At 28.1% G+C, this 19,866-nt stretch carries 15 protein-coding genes; 11 read left to right on the forward strand and 4 right to left on the reverse strand.

The genetic code is table 11. The features are described from left to right. Nucleotides 1-168: 168 nt before the first annotated feature. From BINT_RS05240 to BINT_RS05260, 5 genes are all read left to right on the forward strand, one after another. Complete coding sequence (locus BINT_RS05240) at nucleotides 169-1,314, forward strand: ROK family protein (RefSeq protein ID WP_014487509.1); 1,146 nt, start codon at nucleotides 169-171, stop codon at nucleotides 1,312-1,314. Nucleotides 1,315-1,448: 134 nt separating this feature from the next. Next, entirely contained in the window at nucleotides 1,449-2,762 is a 1,314-nt protein-coding gene (gene xylA / locus BINT_RS05245) for a xylose isomerase (protein WP_041177275.1), read from the forward strand. Nucleotides 2,763-2,783: 21 nt separating this feature from the next. Then, complete coding sequence (gene xylF, locus BINT_RS05250) at nucleotides 2,784-3,809, forward strand: D-xylose ABC transporter substrate-binding protein (protein ID WP_014487511.1); 1,026 nt, start codon at nucleotides 2,784-2,786, stop codon at nucleotides 3,807-3,809. Nucleotides 3,810-3,917: 108 nt separating this feature from the next. After that, the gene (locus BINT_RS05255; RefSeq protein ID WP_041177276.1) at nucleotides 3,918-5,432 is read left to right on the forward strand and encodes an ATP-binding cassette domain-containing protein; all 1,515 of its coding nucleotides are present in this window, start codon (nucleotides 3,918-3,920) and stop codon (nucleotides 5,430-5,432) included. 43 nt (nucleotides 5,433-5,475) lie between these two features. Beyond that, entirely contained in the window at nucleotides 5,476-6,555 is a 1,080-nt protein-coding gene (locus BINT_RS05260) for a sugar ABC transporter permease (RefSeq protein WP_014487513.1), read from the forward strand. A gap of 323 nt (nucleotides 6,556-6,878) precedes the next feature. On the opposite strand, the gene recN is transcribed toward BINT_RS05260, so the two are convergent. Both recN and BINT_RS05270 read right to left on the reverse strand, forming a co-directional pair. Further along, nucleotides 6,879-8,588, reverse strand: a complete 1,710-nt coding sequence (gene recN, locus BINT_RS05265) for a DNA repair protein RecN (RefSeq protein WP_014487514.1) — start codon at nucleotides 8,586-8,588, stop codon at nucleotides 6,879-6,881. Next, complete coding sequence (locus BINT_RS05270) at nucleotides 8,588-9,457, reverse strand: NAD(+)/NADH kinase (RefSeq protein WP_041177278.1); 870 nt, start codon at nucleotides 9,455-9,457, stop codon at nucleotides 8,588-8,590. The genes recN and BINT_RS05270 overlap by 1 nt, the downstream gene beginning before the upstream one ends. Before the next feature lie 116 nt (nucleotides 9,458-9,573). Between BINT_RS05270 and BINT_RS05275 the strand changes: the two genes are divergently transcribed. Beyond that, nucleotides 9,574-10,320: a lysophospholipid acyltransferase family protein gene (locus BINT_RS05275; RefSeq protein WP_041177279.1), complete on the forward strand. Its 747-nt coding sequence runs from the start codon at nucleotides 9,574-9,576 to the stop codon at nucleotides 10,318-10,320. A 440-nt stretch (nucleotides 10,321-10,760) separates the two neighbouring features. Further along, entirely contained in the window at nucleotides 10,761-12,233 is a 1,473-nt protein-coding gene (locus BINT_RS05280) for a 4Fe-4S dicluster domain-containing protein (protein WP_014487517.1), read from the forward strand. An 82-nt stretch (nucleotides 12,234-12,315) separates the two neighbouring features. On the opposite strand, the gene BINT_RS05285 is transcribed toward BINT_RS05280, so the two are convergent. Continuing rightward, nucleotides 12,316-12,957 (reverse strand): ankyrin repeat domain-containing protein, encoded by a 642-nt coding sequence (locus BINT_RS05285; RefSeq protein ID WP_014487518.1) that lies wholly within the window; start codon nucleotides 12,955-12,957, stop codon nucleotides 12,316-12,318. A 192-nt stretch (nucleotides 12,958-13,149) separates the two neighbouring features. Here BINT_RS05285 and BINT_RS05290 point away from each other — a divergent pair, with 192 nt between their 5' ends. From BINT_RS05290 to BINT_RS05300, 3 genes are all read left to right on the forward strand, one after another. Continuing rightward, nucleotides 13,150-14,568 (forward strand): fibronectin type III domain-containing protein, encoded by a 1,419-nt coding sequence (locus BINT_RS05290; RefSeq protein WP_014487519.1) that lies wholly within the window; start codon nucleotides 13,150-13,152, stop codon nucleotides 14,566-14,568. Between the two features lie 14 nt (nucleotides 14,569-14,582). Next, nucleotides 14,583-15,446 carry a tetratricopeptide repeat protein gene (locus BINT_RS05295; protein ID WP_014487520.1) on the forward strand — a complete coding sequence of 288 codons (864 nt, stop codon included), beginning with the start codon at nucleotides 14,583-14,585 and terminating at the stop codon, nucleotides 15,444-15,446. Nucleotides 15,447-15,847: 401 nt separating this feature from the next. Then, complete coding sequence (locus BINT_RS05300; protein ID WP_014487521.1) at nucleotides 15,848-17,122, forward strand: tetratricopeptide repeat protein; 1,275 nt, start codon at nucleotides 15,848-15,850, stop codon at nucleotides 17,120-17,122. 91 nt (nucleotides 17,123-17,213) lie between these two features. On the opposite strand, the gene BINT_RS05305 is transcribed toward BINT_RS05300, so the two are convergent. After that, on the reverse strand, nucleotides 17,214-17,417 hold the full coding sequence (locus BINT_RS05305) for a TM2 domain-containing protein (protein WP_014487522.1): 204 nt from the start codon (nucleotides 17,415-17,417) through the stop codon (nucleotides 17,214-17,216). Nucleotides 17,418-17,614: 197 nt separating this feature from the next. Between BINT_RS05305 and fliD the strand changes: the two genes are divergently transcribed. Then, nucleotides 17,615-19,819: a flagellar filament capping protein FliD gene (gene fliD, locus BINT_RS05310; protein ID WP_014487523.1), complete on the forward strand. Its 2,205-nt coding sequence runs from the start codon at nucleotides 17,615-17,617 to the stop codon at nucleotides 19,817-19,819. Nucleotides 19,820-19,866: the final 47 nt, after the last annotated feature.

Below are 19,866 nucleotides of genomic sequence, written 5' to 3' on the forward strand. Positions count from 1 at the left end.
ATCATTTTACTAAATTGTTATATTTAAAGTATATAAAAATATATATAAAAAATCAATATTTTTAATTCTAAATCATAAAAATATTAATTTTTATAATTTGATTTTTATCTATTTTTAGTATTTAATATTGGCTTAAAAAATTAATAGTTTTTCATTTAGTTAGGAATTATGAAATATCAAGTATTAGCAAAAGAAAAAACTTTAAAAAATATTTTAAAAGAATGTATCAAAAAAGATAGATTTACGAGTATTGATATAGTTGAAAGTTTGAAGCTTACAAAACCTACTGTAAATGAATCTTTGGATATATTATTTAAAAATGATTTTATAACGAAAGAAAATTTTACAGAAGGTATGGTTGGAAGAAAAGCACAAATTTGGAAAACTACTCTTCATAAGAAAAAATCTTTGGCAATAGATATAGATTTTGATTTAGTAAAAATAGCTATTGTTGATATGGCTGGAAATTATTATAATTATCAAGAGTATAAAAAAACTATTAATAATAATAATTTCTTTAATGTCATAAGTTTTGTAGTGAATGATTATAGAGAAAAACATAAAGAATCTAAAGAAATAAAAAGATTAGGAATATCAATACCTGGAAATATTAGCTTTGATAGAAAAAATATATTATATGCTACTAACTTGGGGCTTGAAAACATTAATATAAGCTATTTAGAAAATGAGTTAAATTTGGATATTATTTTAGAGAATGAGGCAAATAGTGCAGTATTAGGAGAATTTTTTCTTTCAAAAGAGGCGGATAAAAATAATTATATGCTTATATCTATATCTAATTTTGGAGTAGGTGGCGGACAAATAGTTGATGGTAAATTGTTGAAAGGTGCCCATAGATTGGCTGGAGAAATAGGGCATTTTACTATTATTATGGATGGGGAACCTTGCACTTGTGGAAACAGAGGCTGCTTTGAAAGATATGCTTCTTATGACGGATTAAAAAATATCATGAAAAAACATAAACTTGATTTTGATGATATTAATAAGCTTTTTGAAAGTTATGATAAAAAGAGTGAAAAAGTAATAAAAGAATACTGCAAATTTTTAGGCAGAGGAATAAGAAGTCTGCTTTCTATATACGATTCTAATAAAATTATTTTAAGCGGTAAAATGACAGACTATTGGGATAGAATTTATCCTTATGTGCAAAAAGAAATATTTGAAAATAATAATTTTTATTCAAAATTTAATGTTCTTCTTTTAAAATCTAAATTAGGTGATAAAGCTTCTCTAGTAGGAGTTGGTCTCATTAATTTTTTTGATTTTATATACGATAGCGAATTTTTTAATTAAAAATTATATTTTTCTTGACAATTATGACATTTTTTACTACACTATTAATTAGTAAAATGATTTTATTATTTAAATATATTTTTTATTATTTAAGTAAATTCATTTTACTAAATAAATAATTGGAGAGTAAAGAAATGGAATATTTTACAAGTACAGATAAAGTGCTTTATAAAGGAAAAGACAGTAAAGATGCTTTTTCATTCAAACAATATAATGCTTCAGAAGTTATAGCAGGTAAAACTATGGAAGAATGGATGCCTTTTGCAATGAGTTGGTGGCATACATTAGCTGCTGGAAGTGCAGATCCTTTTGGAGCTCCTGCAGCAAGCAGACCTTGGAATGGTAAAGAGGCATTAGAAGCTTCTAAAATGAGAGTGGAGGCTGGATTTGAACTTATGCAGAAACTAGGAATGAATTATTTCTGTTTTCATGACAGAGATTTAGCTCCTGAATATAAAACTCTAAAAGAAACTAATGAAAAATTAGATATGATAGTAGATTTGATACAAGAAAGTATGTCTAAAACAGGTAAGAAACTTTTATGGGCTACTTCATCTTTATTTACAAATCCTAGATATATGCATGGTGCTGCTACTAGCCCTTATGCTGATGTTTTTGCAGTTGCTGCTGCTCAGACTAAAAAAACTATGGATATAGCTAAAAAATTAAATGCTAAAGGATATGTATTCTGGGGTGGTAGAGAAGGATATGAAACTTTACTTAATACTGATATGAAAAGAGAATTAGATCATTTGGCTTATTTCTTATCTATGGCAGTTGAATATAAAGAAAAAATAGGATTTAAAGGACAATTCTTTATTGAGCCAAAACCAAAAGAACCAACAAAACATCAATATGATTTTGATGCTGCTACTACTTTAGAGTTCTTATATCATTATAATTTAGACAAATATTTTGAGCTTAATTTGGAAGTAAACCATGCTACTTTGGCAGGACATACTATGCAGCATGAGATGCAGGTTGCTAGAAATCATGGAAAGTTAGGTTCTGTTGATATTAACTATGGTGATACTTTCTTGGGTTGGGATACAGATATGTTCCTTACTAATGTATATGATGCAGTATTAATGATGGTAGAGATTATAAGAAATGGCGGATTAAAAAATGGCGGATTCAACTTCGATGCTAAAGTAAGAAGACCATCTCATACTATGGACGATTTGATGTATGCATATATTGCTGGAATGGATACTTTAGCTTGGGGATTAAGAATAGCTGATAAAATAGTTAAAGACGGATGTTTCGATAAATTTATTGAAGAGAGATATAGTTCTTATAATAGTGGAATAGGTGCAAAAATAGAAAGTAAATCAACTTCATTAGAAGAGTTATATGATTATGCACTTGCATTAGAAGAAAAAGAACTTCCTAGCGGTAATCAGGAATTACTTGAAGCTAAATTAAATCAATTTATATATAATTTATAATAATTTTAAGGAGATATCATTATGAAAAAAATTATAGCCGTTTTAATTTCTTTATCTCTATTTGCTTTATCATGTTCAAGCAAAGCAGCAGATACAACAGCTGATAAAGGCGGAGACAAAATCAAAATAGGTTTATCTTTGGACGATTTGAGACTTGAGCGTTGGCAAAAAGATAGAGACTATTTTGTAAAAGAAGCTGAAAGTTTGGGTGCTGAAGTTATTTATGTTTCAAGCGATGGAAATGCTACTAAACAGCTTGCTGACATTGAAAATTTAATAGCACAAAATGTTGATGTTTTAGTAGTTATAGCAAATGACGGAAATAGTCTTTCTCCAGCTATAATGCAGGCATCTCAAGATGGTATACCAACATTGGCTTATGACAGAATGATAAATAACTGCGATGTAGCACATTATGTAACTTTTGACTTGGAAAAAGTTGGAAGAATGCAGGCTGAAGGTATATTAGAAATCACTAATAAAGGAAGATTCTATTATTTGGGAGGATCTCCTACTGACAATAATGCTCAGTATTTCAGAAAAGGTGCCATGGATGCTCTTAAACCTTATATAGACAGCGGAGATATAGAGCTTATAGGAGAACAGTCTACAAGAGATTGGCTTCCTGATGTTGCTTTACAAATAATAGAGGATATGTTAACAGCTCAGAATAATAATGTTACAGCTATAGTAGCAGCTAATGATGCTATAGGTGGGGCAGCTGTTCAGGCATTAAAAGCACAAGGATTGGCAGGAAAAGTACCTGTTTCAGGACAAGATGCTGATTTGGCAGCTTTACAAAGAATAGCTAAAGGCGAGCAGGCAGTTACTGTTTATAAACCTATACATTTAATAGCTAAAGAATGTGCTAAAGCAGCTGTAGCATTAGCTAAAGGTGAAAAAGCAGAAAGTAATAGTTCTTTAAATAATGGCTATAAAGATGTTCCTACATTTTATATTGAGCCAATCAAAGTTACAAAAGATAATTTAGATTCTACTGTAATAGCTGACGGCTGGGCTACAAAAGAAGATGTTTATGGAAATTAATTTAATTCAATAATTTGAAGCTAAATTATAAATAAGAGTGAAGTTACTGCTAAAATAATTATATACAATTTATTTTAGCAGTAATATTAAATAATGGGGAACATATCTATGCAAGAGTGCATTCTTGAAATGAAAGATATACATAAAAGTTTTTCCGGTGTAAAAGCATTATCCGGGATATCTTTATCTTTGAAAAAACAAGAGATATTAGGATTATGCGGGGAAAATGGCGCAGGTAAATCCACATTAATGAAAATATTATCTGGAATATATCCTTTTGGTACTTATGAGGGAAGTATATTTATTAATGGTAAAGAAATGAGATTTAATGGTATAAAAGATGCAGAAAGTGCCGGAATTGCCATTATACACCAGGAACTTAATTTAATACCTGAAATGAATGTTACAGAAAATTTATTTTTGGGAAATTTTATCAACAAATTCGGTATTCTAAATAAAGATGAAATGTATGTAAAAGCTAAAGAAGCATTATCGGTTATAGCACCTAATATAGACCCTGAATCTAAAATAAAAGATTTAGGTACAGGTGAACAGCAGATGGTAGAAATAGCTAAAGCAATTTTGAAAAATGCTAATATATTAATATTTGATGAACCTACATCTTCATTAACAGAAAAAGAAATTTCAAAACTTATAGAAATAATATTCTCACTTAAAGAAAAAGGTTTGAGTGCTATATACATAAGCCATAAATTAGATGAGATAGAAGCTGTTACTGATAGTGTGGAAGTTATAAGAGATGGTAAAAGTGTTGGCGGCGGAAAAACTATTGATATGAATAGTAATAAAATCATATCTATGATGGTTGGAAGAAGTATAGAAAATTTAATACCTAGAAGAAGCAGAGAAATAGGTGATATAATTTTTGAAGCTAAAAATTATACTTTATATGATAAAGTAAATTCAAATATAAAAAAAGTTGATAATGCCTCATTTTTCTTAAGAGAAAGAGAGATATTAGGATTTTCAGGTTTAGTAGGATCTGGAAGAACTGAATTACTTTCTGCTATATATGGAGCTTATACCGGTGATTATGTGGGAGAAAGTTATTTATATGGAAAGAAATTGAATATAAAAAAGACAGAGGATGCAGTAGATTTAAAAATAGGTTTTGTTCCGGAAGAAAGAAAAACTCAGGGCGTAATTTTAAATGATAGTGTTCAGAATAATATAGTTCTTTCTACTATTAAAAATTATGCTGTAAGAGGTATTTTAGATAAAAATTTACAGAAAGAAGCAGCTTTAAATTATAAAGAAAAACTTTCTATAAAGATACCTAGTTTAGATTCGCCTATAAAGAATTTAAGCGGAGGTAATCAGCAAAAATGTGTTTTAGCAAAAAGTCTATTAATTAATCCTAAAATATTAATATTAGATGAGCCTACAAGGGGTATAGATGTAGGTGCAAAATATGAAATATATCAATACATATTTTCTATAGTAGAAGAAGGATGTTCTGTGATACTTATATCTTCAGAATTACCTGAAATACTTGGTTTAAGCGATAGGGTTATAGTTATGCATGAAGGTAAAATAAAAGCCTCATTAGATAATAATGGATTAACTCAAGAAACAATAATGACAGCAGCGATAGGAGAATAATAATGTTCAGATTAAAAACTTTTTAAAAAAATATAATTTATTTATGTTATTTATAATAGTTATTATTCTTTGGGGTTTTTTTGGTGCAATAACCTCAGGAAGTTTTTTATCTTCTAGGAATATATCAAATTTATTCAGACAAATGAGTATTACAGGTATACTTTCTATAGGGATGTCATTCGTAATTATCACTTCAAATATAGATTTATCAGTAGGTTCTATGTTAGGATTATTAGGTGCCATATCCGGTATATTACTTAGAAGCGATGTAAATGCTCCTTTGGCCATAGCTATTACATTGATATTTGGTTTAATAATAGGTGCTATCAATGGTTTTTGGTGTGCTTACAGAAAAGTACCTGCTTTCATTGTTACGTTAGCCGGATTATTAGCATATAGGGGAGTTGTATTATATATCACAAAAGGTCAAACATTAGCTATTCAAGATAGTCATTTTAACTATATAGGAAATGGAAATATTTCTCCTGTAGCAGCTTGGATAATATTAATTATTTCTATAATTATATTGATATTAGCTAATATGAAGAAATTGCTTCATAGCAGAAATGAAAGCGAGAAGAAATCTTTGATAATGAATTTAGCTTTTATAATAATAATTTCTTTTATATTTGTTTATTGGATGAATGGTTATAGAGGCATTCCTTTGCCTGTTATTATTATGATGATTATAACAGTTATAGCTTCTTATATATCAAATAATACAGTTTATGGAAGGATAGTATATTCTATAGGTGGTAATTCAGAGGCTTGTAAATATTCAGGTATTGATATAAAAAAATATATATTTATGGTATTTACTGTTAATGGTGTTATAGCAGCTATTGCCGGTATAATAAATACTGCTAGATTAGCTTCAGCAGTACCTTCAACAGGTGTTAATAGTGAATTAGATGCTATTGCGGCATGTGTTATAGGCGGAATAAGTTTAAGCGGAGGTACAGGAGCTGTATTGGGTGCTTTACTTGGTTCTTTGATAATAGCTAGTTTGAATAATGGTATGAGTATTATAGGACTAGATTCATCTTGGCAGAATATTATTAAAGGTATAGTTTTACTATTGGCTGTTTGGATGGACATTGCCACTAAAAATAAATCTAATTAATTAATATTTTTAATTAATATTTTCTAGTTAGAACAGGAATATATAATTTATTTCTGTTCTAATTTTTTATTATTTTTATAATGTATTAAAATTGTCTAAAAGTACTTGATAAAATTATTTGTGGAATTTTTAACATAATTCTATATTATAGGATAATGTTTTAAATATTATGTAATTTATAAAGCAGCAATATTTCTTTTGACTAAGCATAAGACTATTTTGTTCTAGTGCGATTCATATTTTTTAATCAAAATTATAAAATAAAAACATTTAAAATGTGAACAATATTAATATATGTTAATTTACTTCTGAAATTAATCCTATTATTTTTTAGCATGTTCAAGCATTTCTTCGGCATGTTTTATGCTTGCTTCTGTGATTTCTTTTCCTGTTATCATTCTTGCAATTTCATGTACACGCATAGAATCATCAAGTTCTTCAATAGTTGATGTAACAATATCGTCGCCTTCATTCTTTGTAACTTTAAAATGATTGTTGGCATATATTGCAATTTGAGCCAAGTGAGTAACGCTAAGAACCTGTTTTCTTTTTGATAATGCTGCTATTTTCTCACCTATAACTTCAGCGATTCTTCCTCCAACTCCCACATCTATTTCATCGAATACGCATGTTTCACAGTAATCTCCTAAAGAAAGAACATTCTTTAATGAAAGCATTATTCTAGATATTTCACCGCCTGATGCAATCTTTCTAAGAGGCTGGAACATACTTTGTTTATTTGGTGCTATTATGAATTCTATATTATCAATTCCAGTAGAATTAGCTTTTAAATTAGCTCCGTCTATATTAAGTATGCCGTCATCATCTTCATCTAAAGTTATTTCAACATCAAATTTTGTAGATGACATACCTAAATCATTCATTTCGTTTTCTATAGCTTTAATAAAATCATCTTTTCTGTTATGTCTTATATCAGATATTTCTTTTGCAAGTATAGAAGTTTTTTCTCTCAATTCTTCTATTTCTTTTTTTAAGTTTTCAATATCTTCTTCAGAGAAATTAAGGGAGTCTAATTTTTCTTTGGCTTCTTTAGCATAGGATATTATTTCTTTTATATTAGAGCCGTATTTCTTTTTTAAATTATTAATGAAGAAAAGTCTTTCATTTAGAGATTGAAGTTCTTCAGGATCGAATTTTGTTTTTGATCTTATTTCAGTTAAAACACTTTTTATATCTTCAAGATTTAATGTTATGCCTTCTATTTGTGATGCAATATCTGAAAGTCTGCTGTCATATTTAGATATGCTTTGTAATGCTGAAATGCTTCTATTTAATTTTGTATAGGCTCCGGACTCGCTTCCAAATATATCTTTATTAATAGAAGAAAGTGATGAGGCTATGCTTTCTGCATTTGACATCATAGTAATATCATTTTTTATCTCTTCATCTTCATTAGGTTTTAATTTAGCTTTTTCTATTTCATCTATTGCATATTCTAAAAAAGATTTTTCTTTTAATATATTGTTTTTGTTTTGAGATATTTCATTATATTGTCTTATTAATTTTGTAAGTTTATTATAATGATTTTTATAATTTTCTAATTTGTCATCAATATTTAAATAGCTGTCATAAAAGTTTAAATGATTTGCTGGATTGAAAAGAGATTGATGTTCATGCTGTCCATGTATATCTACTATTAAATCCCCAAGTTCTTTTAATTCTGCCACTTTAACGCCTACATTATTTATGAATGATTTGCTTTTTCCATCTTTTGTGATTTCTCTTTTTATATTAAGCTCATCATTATTTATTTCTATATTCCATTCTTTTAATTTCTTTTTTACAATGTCAGCAGATGACTGAAGAGAAAAATTTCCTGAAACAATTAATCTGTCTCCATTAGCTCCAACCATTCTAGTAGAGCCTTTTTCACCTGTTATGAGTTCTAATGCACTGATTATAATACTTTTACCTGCACCTGTTTCACCTGTAAGCACATTGAAACCGCTGCTGAAATTTATTTTTAATTTATCTATTAATACAAAATTTCTAATTTCGAGATATTTAAGCATTATCTACCCCAATTAAGTTTATTCCTAAGTATATCATAAAATAGTCTTTTTGCACTTTGAAATATATAACAATTTTTATTGCTTATTTTTGCTATTATCTTATCATCGTTTTTAAATTGGCATATATCATATCCGTCTATTGTTATCATAGCCTTTAATGATTTTTCTGTCAATTCCAATTCTATATTATCGCATTTAGGAATAACAAGCGGTCTGAAAGTCAATGAATGAGGTGCTATAGGTACAAAAGATATGGCATCAATTGTAGGGGCAAGTATAGGACCTCCTGCACTTAAAGCATAAGCTGTTGAACCTGTTGGAGTTGCTATTACAACACCATCTCCTACTATTGAAGATATTAATTTACCTGATATTGTAATATCTATATATATAGCTCTGCCGTCGCATTTGCTTAAAACTAATTCATTTACAGCTAGATATTCTTTATATGTATTCTTTTCTTTTGAATAGACATTTACAGACAATAATGTTCTAGGCTCTATTTCATATAATGTTTTTTTATCTTCAAAATATTCTTCTAATATGAGATATGCTTCTTCAGGAGGTATTTCAGAAATAAAACCTAATGTACCATTATATATAGGAAGAACTGATATATCATATTTTATAGCTATTTTCAAAGCGGAAAGTAATGTTCCATCTCCGCCTATTGATATTAACATTGATACATTTTTTAATTCTTTTGTTGCTTTTTTTATATTATTGTGAGATGATATGTCATAATCTATAATTATAGCTTCTATATTATATTTTTTTATTATATTATCTATTTTTTTTAAAATTCCGTCAGTATCAGTTCTAAGAACATTAACTATGATTCCTATTTGTTGCTTTTTCCTACTATTCATAATAATAATATTCATTAATAAAAAATTAAAAAAATGTTTATTAATTATATCAAACAGTTATTAATATATCAAGTTGTATATTGATAATTTTTTATTTTTATAATAAACTATATATTATGATATTATTTAGTTTAATTTATTTTTTATTAAGTTTTATATTTACAATATTATGTGTAATTGTTGCCTTTTCGGTTTATCCTTTTATAAGATTATTTTCTAAAAGGAAAGCTTCACAATATGTTCATACTATGGCCAAATTTTGGGGTAGAGGACTTATGAAAATGGCGTTTATTTCCTTTAATATAGAAGGAAAAGAAAATTATGATCCTAATAAAACCTATTTGCTAACCCCTAATCATCAAAGTGCATTCGATATATTTGCATGTTTCAGCGTGTTTAAAAAATCATTTGCATTTGTTTCAAAGGATACTTATGGAAAAGTACCTTTAATTGGATTTGGTATGTCATTGTCTAATTATATATTTGTAAAAAGAGGTACTGTAGGTGCTGTAAAATCTATAGATGATATGGAAAATAGATTAAGAAATAATATAAGTGTTGTTATTTATCCTGAAGGAACAAGAAGTGCTACAGGAGAAATAAAGAAGCCAAAAAGAGGAATATTAAAAATAGCAGAAAGATGTTCAGATATACCAGTTTTGCCTGTTGTTATATATGGTACTAAAGATATTATGAAAGCTAGAACTATTAAAATTTCTCCATTTAAAAAGATAACAGTTAGATTTTTAGAACCTTTCTATTTTAAAGATATAAATGGTGATGATAATGCTAAATTAGATTATTGGTACGATATTATGACTAAAAATTATAATGAGTTAAAAGATAAATTAATTAAAAAATGAGCCGTGTTATAAAAATTATATAACAGCGGCTTAGGAGTTTTATGTATTTATAATAAAAAACAACAATATTTTATATAGTATTATTATATTAAGTAATATATATCAAATTATCATTTATGTCAATATATATTAATATATTTCTTTATTATTTTTTATTTTCTTATTTTTTAGATGATATACGGTTATACTATATAGAAATATCATTTAATTAATTTTAAATATCTTCACTAATAAATTAAGTTATTTTCATTATTGTATATTAATTACTATATTTGTTATTAGAGAGTAATTTATATATTACATATATAATAAAAAAATGTACATTAATTTTTATACTGTACTTGAAAAAAATAATCTTCGTATTATAATATATAATAATATATACATATTATGTGTTTATATTAAACAAAAAAATCACTTAAAAATTTAGGAGTATAAAAGTGAATATTAATAATAACGCTTCTCAGTTAAAAAAAGAGATTTTGGTAAAGATAGCATTAATGTTTATCGAAGACAGACTGATAGAAGATATTGACAGATTACCTATAGAGATAATACCTAGAGATAGTAAATCTATAAGATGCTGTATACACAACGATAGAGAAATAATAAAAAATAGAATTATGGCAAGACTTGGAATAAGTGTTGAAGGTAAAGAGGATAGCGGAATACCATTGTCTGAATATGCCAAATTAGCATTAGAGAGAGATAAACCAACTTGGCCTATGCTTACGGTATTAGATGAGGCTTGTAATGCATGTGTAAGGGCTAATTTTATGGTAACAAATGCTTGTCAGGCTTGTTTGGCTAGACCTTGTATGATGAACTGTCCTAAAGATGCCATAACAATATTAGATGAAAAAAGGGCTCATATAGACAGCAGTAAATGTATAAACTGCGGATTATGTTTAAAAAATTGTCCTTATCATGCTATTATTTATATACCTGTGCCTTGTGAAGAATCCTGTCCTGTAGGCGCTATTAATAAGAATGATCAAGGAAAAGAGGTAATAGATTATCATAAATGTATATTCTGCGGTAATTGTATGAGAGAATGTCCTTTTGGAGCCATGATGGATAAAGGACAGCTTTTGGATGTACTTAAGCATTTAAAGGCAGATGAAAAAGTTAATGTAATGTATGCCCCTGCTATAGCTTCTCAATTTAATGCTAAGCCTGGACAATTAAAGAGTGCTTTACTAAAAATAGGATTCAATAAGGTTTGGGAAGTTGCTTTGGGTGCTGATGTTACATCTGACAGAGAAGCTGCTGAATTTGAAGAGAGAATGGAGAGAGGTGATAAATTGATGACTACTTCATGCTGTCCTGCTTATGTTAAAGCTGTTAGAAAGCATGTACCTGAATTAATTCCTTGTGTATCTGAGACAAGAACACCTATGCATTATACAGCTGAAATGATGCATGAAGATGATCCTGATGCTATTAATGTATTTATAGGTCCTTGTCTTGCAAAAAGAAGAGAAGGATTAGATGATGATTTAGTAGATTATGGCTTATCTATGGAAGAGCTTGATGCTTTATTTATAGCTACAGGTACTGATGTATCAAAAGAGCCTGATTTAGATATAGAATCTGTTCCTACTGCTTCCGGAAGAAAATATGCTGTAAGCGGAGGTGTTGCGGAGGCTGTTAAAGTAAGATTAAAACACCCTGAAAAATTGAAAGCAGCCGTTATTAACGGACTTGATAAAGATGGTATGAAGCAGTTAAAAGGTTATGGAAAAGTTCAGTCAGGAGAAACTCCTGTTACAGATGATACTCCTAATCTTGTTGAGGTTATGGCTTGTAACGGCGGATGTGTAGGAGGTCCTTGCGTGGTTAAAAATCCTAAAGCAGCTGCTGTTCAATTACAAAGATATGCTTCCACAGGTACTGAAGTAAAGAAAGACTAATAAGTTTTATATAAAATTTATTATAATAAAGGTAAAAGTCTTATATTGAGGCTTTTACCTTTTTTATGTAATTATCTTATAATTATTCTGTTAATAATTTTTCTATGTTTTTTAAATTTCTTGCTTTGGCATAGTATAAAGCATCATGTCCGTTTTTATCTTTAATTGTTTTGTCAGCACCATGCTCGAGTAAAAGCTTAACTATTTCTACATAATTTAGATTATCATTTCCGAGTATAGTCACTTCAAGTAAAGCTGTGAAAGATAAGTGATTAATATGATTTACATCGATATCAGTATTTTCAAGAAGGAATTTTACTGTGCCTAGATGTCCTTTTTCACATGCCGGTATTAATGCATTTCCTCCAAAAATATTTAATACATTTCTAGTATCAGCTTTTTTATATATGAGTTTTACTATATCAAGCATTCCATTTGCACCTGCATATAGAAAAGGTGAATTTAATTTTGCATCTTGTATATTAACGTTGGCATCATTATCAACTAAAAGTTTTACCATTTTTATGTCATTTTTATATGTAGCTATCATTAAAGGAGTTCTCTTTCTTTCATCTTGTAAATTTACGTTTATACCCATTTCTATATATTCTTTTACAGATTTAATATCTCCGCTATGTACAGCAGAAAAAAAATCGCTTCTAGTATCAGCAAATAAAATAGCGCTTATATACAAAATAAAGATAAATATAAATGATAATTTCATAATAACTCCTAATATATTTTATTATTTATTATATAACAAATCTTTTTTTGATTAGTTTTATTAATATAGTTTAATTATAGTTTTTGCAACTATATAAAGGTACATTATAAAAAGAGTTTTTATTATATTTTTAATAATGATATTTAAAAAATATCCGAATAATTATTAAAGAAATATAATAGTAATTGGGACTTGAAAGTGCATTATATAGGTTTTTTAATAGCTTTTATTTTATATTTTACAGCTAATTTAAATGCTGTTGTTTATGATGTTTTCTCGGATACAAATAATATTTATTATAGTACATTAAACAATTTTACTAATAGTTATATATTATATGATAGTGATTCAGCACTTAACTATTTAACAGGTGATACAGCACTTGATTCTAGCATTTTACAAGGACTTATATACAGTAAAGATATTAAAAGTATAGAAGGAGCCAATGGAGGAGATGCTGTATTTTTTCATAATATTAAATCTTATATAAAACTTGATTATTATACAGGAGATGGTACACATAACTTTGATGATACTATGACAAGTTTTACTTTAGAATTTTATTTGAATCCTTATAGAATAAGAATGAATTCTCAAGTATTATCAAAAACAGCTATATACAATGAAAATGGTGTTACAAAATCTTCAGGTATAAAAGCTAATATTGTTAATGGAAGATTAGTTTGGCAGTTTAATAATTTATTCTCTTATAATGGTGTATATACAAATGTTATGCTTACTCAGGGTGAATATTTAAAAGAGAATGAATGGAGACATCATAGTGTAAGTTTCAATGCTGCTACAGGAAAATTAGTAAAATATATAGACGGACTTGAAGAGCAGGTAGTATATTTAACTAGTACGGGAGATGAAACAGGTTCTCCTTATACTATAGAATTTGATAATATAAAATTAGATCCTTTATATTTAGGAAATGGTTTTATAGGCGGATTAGACGCTTTTTATTTTACACCTCGTTATAAGCAGACTTTTAATTTGTATCCTTATACAGCAGATGGTGAAATAATAAGTAAAGTTATAGATTTTGAGGATCAGAATACATTTATTGATTCTATAGATTATGTTGGAAATGGTACAAATGGAAGTTATATAGATTTATATTATAGAACTTCAGATTATTATTTTGCTCCTGGAGATGTTAATATAGCTTGGGAGCCTTTGAAAAATCATACAAATACGATGACAAATACAATGACTAGATATATTCAGGTTAGGGCTGTATTAAAGAGTAATGTTGATAGAAATGTTACACCTATATTGAATAATGTTTCTATAAATTATCATAATCCTGAAAAACCTTTGGTGCCATCTAATTTAACAGTTACAGCAATAAATGGAACTTCTGTTACATTAAAATGGAATGGTTCCCATGAAAATATATCAGGATATAAAATTTATTATGGAACTAAATCAGGAGTATATAATGAAGCACAATATACACCTATAGTAATAGAAAATGTACAGGAATATACAATAGAAGGACTTCAAGAAGGAAGAGTTTATTACTTTACTGTTACAGCTATAGGTGGAGAGGGTGGCAATATAGAAAGTGGTTTTTCTGAAGAAGTTTATGTAAGACCAATTCAATAAAAAGGAGTATGAACGTGTCTACTAATACTAAAGCAATGAAATTAAGTAATCTTGCCGAGGAATTATTAAAGAAAGGAGTAAATGAAGAGGCTATAGAAGCCTTGAAAAGAAGTATGCGATTAAGCACTTCTGAAGATATGAAAGCATATTTACAAGTTGCAGTTTCTTTATTTGAAAACGGCGATTATGAACATGCTAAAATATTTTTAAATACTTTTTTAGAATATTGGATGGCAGCAGAAGCATATTTTATTTTAGGTGCTATTGCTAAAAAAGAATACAGACTTGAAGAGGCATTTGAACTTTACAGAAAAGGTATTACTTTATATACTTCATCAAATCTTAATCCTTATTATGAATTTTTATCTTTATGTACTCTTCTTAAGGAAGAAGATAAAGGATTAGAAACTGCTAAGAATGTACTTAAAATTAATTCTAAGGATAGGGTTGCTTTAGTTTATATGGCTAATTATTTCTTTAGAAATAAACTTTATAAAGAAGCTATGAATTTTTATAAAATATTAGTAGATAATAAATTGGCTGATCATAATGATTATCATTATTATGGTGTTTGTCTGCATGAAATTAAAGATTATAAAAAAGCAGAAAATATGTATTTGCAGGCTTTAGCTATGTATCCGGCTGATACTCCTGAAGTTTTAGCTCTCAAAAATCTTAGAAGCAAAACTTTAAAAGATAATTATCCTAATTTGAAAGAAAGCAAAGAAAAATATACAAATAAAATAAAAGAAAATCCTGAATCTAGTGACTATTTCCATTTAGGTAATATTGAATTCATAGATGGAAATTATGAAAAAGCTGCTGAATTATATTCCAAAGCTAAAGAAGTTTATGAAGAGCAGGTAGTTATTTTATAAAATAAGTTAAAATAGTGTTATAGTTTTGATATCGCTTTTCTTAGATATAATTTATTTTTTCTGAAATAATAAACTAATTTTAGATTTAAATAATATAAAAATATTTAATCTATTTTATCAAATACTCTTTATTTGAGCTTATAATAATTCAATTTTCTAAAATTATAAATATATGAAATAAAATTACTTGACAAAATATTGTTTTATTTTATATTTCGATTTAATAAGAATTTTTATTAGTAATGAAAAGTTTATAGCTGGCAATAATAAGTAATTTTAAAGCTATAAACAAGCAACTGATAACTTTAGTTGTCAGCTACTTTCAAAATAAAAAATTGTGAGCGTCTGACAAGTTTACTTGTCAGACGCTCACAATTTTTATTATAATAGAAGGAAGGCATATGTCATATTTTGAAGAAGGTTTGCAATTATTTAGAGAAACTCAGTTTGAAAAAGCATCAGAATTATTTCTTAAGGCATTAAAAGAAGATGCAAATAATTCTGAAATATATAATTATTTAGGTATCGCTAAACAAGCATTAGGGTTATTTGAAGAAGCTATTAATTATTATAATAAAGGTATAGAAGTAGATGAAAATTATGCAGAACTTTATTATAATAGAGCAAATTGTGAATCTAATTTAGGACTTTATGAAGCAGCTGTAAAAGATTATGATAAAGTTATAGAGTTAGTACCTACTCATTCAAAAGCTTATGATGACAGAGGATATGCTAAAGGTAATTTGGGGTATTATGAAGAGGCTATAAAGGATATTGATAAAGCTATTGTTTTGGATAGTAATAATATAGATGCTTATATAGATAGGGCATTCATAAAATTAATGTCAAAAAAATATATTGAGGCTATAGAAGATTATAAAAAAGTATTGGAATTAGATGACACAGAAGTCTATGCCTATAATGGTATAGGTGATGCTAAAAGAAGTATTGGGCTATATGAAGAAGCTATTACTTACTATAATAAAGTTATAGAGCTTTCTAATGGAAATAGTTCTTATGCTTATAATAATAGAGGAGCATGCAAAATAGGATTGGGTTTGTATAATGAGGCTATAATAGATATAAATAAGGCATTAGAAATATATGATGAATATACCGATGCTTATAATAATAGAGGAACGGCTGAATATAATTTAGAACTTTATAAAGAAGCTATTAAAGATTTTGATAAGGCTATAGAGTTATCTCCTCAATATTTTTATGCCTATAATAATAGGGGGAATGCAAAAAGTGCATTAGGATTATATGAAGATGCTATAGAAGATTTTAATAAAGCAATAAGTATAGAGCCTCAATATATTGATGCATATTATAATAGAGCAATTGCCAAAAATAATATGGGGCTTCATAATGAGGCAGTAAAAGATTATGATATGGTAATAGAATTGGATAATAATCATATAAATGCCTATTATAATAGAGGACTTTCATATTATAATTTAGCAGATTATGAAGAGGCTATTAAAAATTATGACAGAGTTATAGAGTTAAATTCTAAATTGGCTGATGCATATAATAATAGAGGATTTGCAAAATATAGTATGGGATTATATGAAGAAGCTGTTAGAGATTATGATAAAGCTATAGAGATAGATCCAAACTATGAAAAAGCCAAACAGAATAAAGAAGAAGCTTTAAAAAAATTATCAAATTAATATAAATGAATAATAATATTTTTTGATTATTTATAATAAAAAAGGTTAGTATCATAATAATACTAACCTTCATTGATCTACTCAAATTTACTTATTTTTTTAGTTTTCTTCCTTCCTTATCAGTAAATTTGTCCAGTATGATCATTACAATGTCAATAATGTACCATATACCAAATCCGCCGAATGTAATAAGATACAATATGCCTGTTCCTATTTTTCCTACATAGAATCTGTGTACTGGTAAAAATATTGCTAAAATTAATGTAACAACCCAGCTCTTGTCTGAAATTTCCATAAATCGCTCCTTTGTTTTTTTACCATACCATTGTATACTATATTATAAAAAATACAAGTGTAGAATAATGCTTTATAAAAAATATTATTCTCATTATTTTTTTCATTGTTCCGATAATTTAAAAATAGATTTATTTTACAAAGATATTACAATTTTAGTTTTTATTAATATATATTATTGTAAGGAGAGGTGTTTATATGGCAACAAGTGAAGCTTTTCTTGATGAAGTATATAAAAATGCAGTAGAAGCAGAGGTAAATAAAAGAAGCACTACGCTTTCTAATTTGGCAGATAATGCTAGAGACTATCAAAGACAAATATCTGCATATGAAGATTTAAAAGCCAGATTGGATACACTTGCTACAGCATCAAAAGAACTTTACGGATTCCGTTCTCCTTTCAGAAATTATATAGGTACAGGAGAAGGTATACCAGATTACTTCACTGTTACAGCCAATAGATTAGCTAATACTACCACTTATGATATAGCAATTAAAGATATAGCAGCGAGCCAGAAATTTTCATCTAAGGCATTTAATATGGCTGATACCCTGCCTGCAGGAAAGATAGTTCTTAAGATAGGAGAAGAAGAAACTACTATTGATTTTGCCGGCGGAAGTTTGGTAAATTTGCAAAAAGCTATAGATAAGGCTTTCGGTAAAAAAATAAAAACTACAATAACACAAAAATCAAGAAATTTACAAGTACTTACTATGGACTTAGTAAAAACAGGTTCTAAAAATATAGTTGAGGTTGTAAGCGATGAATCAGGTATATTAAAAGAACTTAATATGTTCACAAGACGTCCTTACAGACATTTGGGACATATATTTAATGAACAGCTTTTGAGTAAATGGGAAGATGAATCTGATAATTTAACTACTAACTATATGGTAAAAAATGACTTTATAGTACTTAAAGGCGAGAATAAATTATCCCTTCCATTGCATAGAGAGGCTGAGGTTAATGAAAATATTACTTTATCTATAACAGCGAGAGCTTCAGATTCATTAGATGATGCAATAGAAGCTCCTATTATGCCTCCTACAGTTGATTTGTCTATTCCTGATACAGGATTAACTTTTAATAAAATAGACAGCGTAATATATAAAGATGTTGAATTATATGGAGAAGGTTTATCACCTGCAGACAGTTCTAGAACTTTTGAAGATATAAAGAAATATAAAGATGCTTTAGAAGCTGAAAGGAAGGCAAAAGAAGGAGTTGAAGCAGAAGCTCCTGAACCAGTAGATGATACAGGATTTAATTCTGAGATTATAGGTGTAAAATATATCAATAAAGCAGGAGATGAAGTAGAAAAATTCTTTGCTTTACCTACTATAAGTGCCTCATGGCAAAGACTCAATATTCCTATAGGCGGACAGTTTGAACCTGGCGATGTTATAACAGAGGTTATTCTTATAAATAAAAATGCTGGTTATAATGTGTTTTATAAGGATTTATTGGTAGAGGATATGGGTAAGGAGGAAGATGCTCCTAATTATTTGATTTCAGAGGCAACAGATGCAAGAGCTTCTATAGACGGAGTTGATGTATTAAGTGAGAGTAATGAATTTAATGATGTAGTTAATGGACTTAATATCACAGCCAAAAAAGTTACTCCTGAAGCATTTGCTACTACTATTGAAGTTGATAAAGAGGGAGTAGTTAATGCTATAGCCAATTTTATAAGGGCTTATAATGAAGTTATAGACCTTCTTAATGATACTATGTTAAGACCTTTAGCAAGAGATATAAGAGACGGACTTGAAACTATGAATAGAACCGACTTGAATGATTTGGCTACCACTTTAGGAGTAGAATTTAATGTGGATATGTCAGATGATGCTCTTAGAAAGAAACTTTATTATGTTGGAGTATTCAGCGGAAATACACTTGTAAGCACTTTATCTCAAAGGGTAAGAATGATTGTTGCTGATGCTTATGAAACAGAATACGGCGAGGAATTGGCACTTCTTGACCAAATAGGAATAAATAGAGGAGATGCTGGAGAGGATTGGGCTAAAGTAAAAAAAGGTTTCTTACAGGTAGATGAAGAAAAATTTATGAATAAAATAGAAACTCAAATGGATGGTATAGAAGAATTGTTCTCTAATGATACCACAGGAGATGATATACCGGATACAGGAGTTGCTTATGTTATGAGCGATTTTGTAACTCCTTATTCTCAAACAAGAGGTATTGTTGAAAATAGTATTTCTATGACAAAGAGCCGTTTAGATGATAATAAGAGAAGAATGGACGATGAAAAAGACCGTATAGAAGAATACAGACAGCAAAGACTTGCTTCATATTATCAAATGCAGGCAGAATTGCAGCAGGCTGAAAGAGAAAGAAAGAGACTTGAGTCTTCACTTAATCAGAATAATGGCGGTAATTAATTATTAATTATTGCTTAGATATTATGCTATTGTGTATTTGATATGCA

The sequence above is a fragment of the Brachyspira intermedia PWS/A genome (assembly GCF_000223215.1).
GTDB classification, from domain to species: domain Bacteria; phylum Spirochaetota; class Brachyspiria; order Brachyspirales; family Brachyspiraceae; genus Brachyspira; species Brachyspira intermedia.

Bases quoted from the DNA above. Each gene is read 5' to 3' on its own strand.
- BINT_RS05300 (WP_014487521.1), top strand. From the start codon at position 15,848: ATGTCATATTTTGAAGAAGGTTTGCAATTATTTAGAGAAACTCAGTTT.
- recN (WP_014487514.1), bottom strand. From the start codon at position 8,588: ATGCTTAAATATCTCGAAATTAGAAATTTTGTATTAATAGATAAATTA.
- BINT_RS05305 (WP_014487522.1), bottom strand. From the start codon at position 17,417: ATGGAAATTTCAGACAAGAGCTGGGTTGTTACATTAATTTTAGCAATA.
- BINT_RS05270 (WP_041177278.1), bottom strand. From the start codon at position 9,457: ATGAATAGTAGGAAAAAGCAACAAATAGGAATCATAGTTAATGTTCTT.
- BINT_RS05260 (WP_014487513.1), top strand. From the start codon at position 5,476: ATGTTATTTATAATAGTTATTATTCTTTGGGGTTTTTTTGGTGCAATA.
- BINT_RS05255 (WP_041177276.1), top strand. From the start codon at position 3,918: ATGCAAGAGTGCATTCTTGAAATGAAAGATATACATAAAAGTTTTTCC.
- BINT_RS05285 (WP_014487518.1), bottom strand. From the start codon at position 12,957: ATGAAATTATCATTTATATTTATCTTTATTTTGTATATAAGCGCTATT.
- xylA (WP_041177275.1), top strand. From the start codon at position 1,449: ATGGAATATTTTACAAGTACAGATAAAGTGCTTTATAAAGGAAAAGAC.
- BINT_RS05275 (WP_041177279.1), top strand. From the start codon at position 9,574: ATGATATTATTTAGTTTAATTTATTTTTTATTAAGTTTTATATTTACA.
- BINT_RS05240 (WP_014487509.1), top strand. From the start codon at position 169: ATGAAATATCAAGTATTAGCAAAAGAAAAAACTTTAAAAAATATTTTA.
- fliD (WP_014487523.1), top strand. From the start codon at position 17,615: ATGGCAACAAGTGAAGCTTTTCTTGATGAAGTATATAAAAATGCAGTA.
- xylF (WP_014487511.1), top strand. From the start codon at position 2,784: ATGAAAAAAATTATAGCCGTTTTAATTTCTTTATCTCTATTTGCTTTA.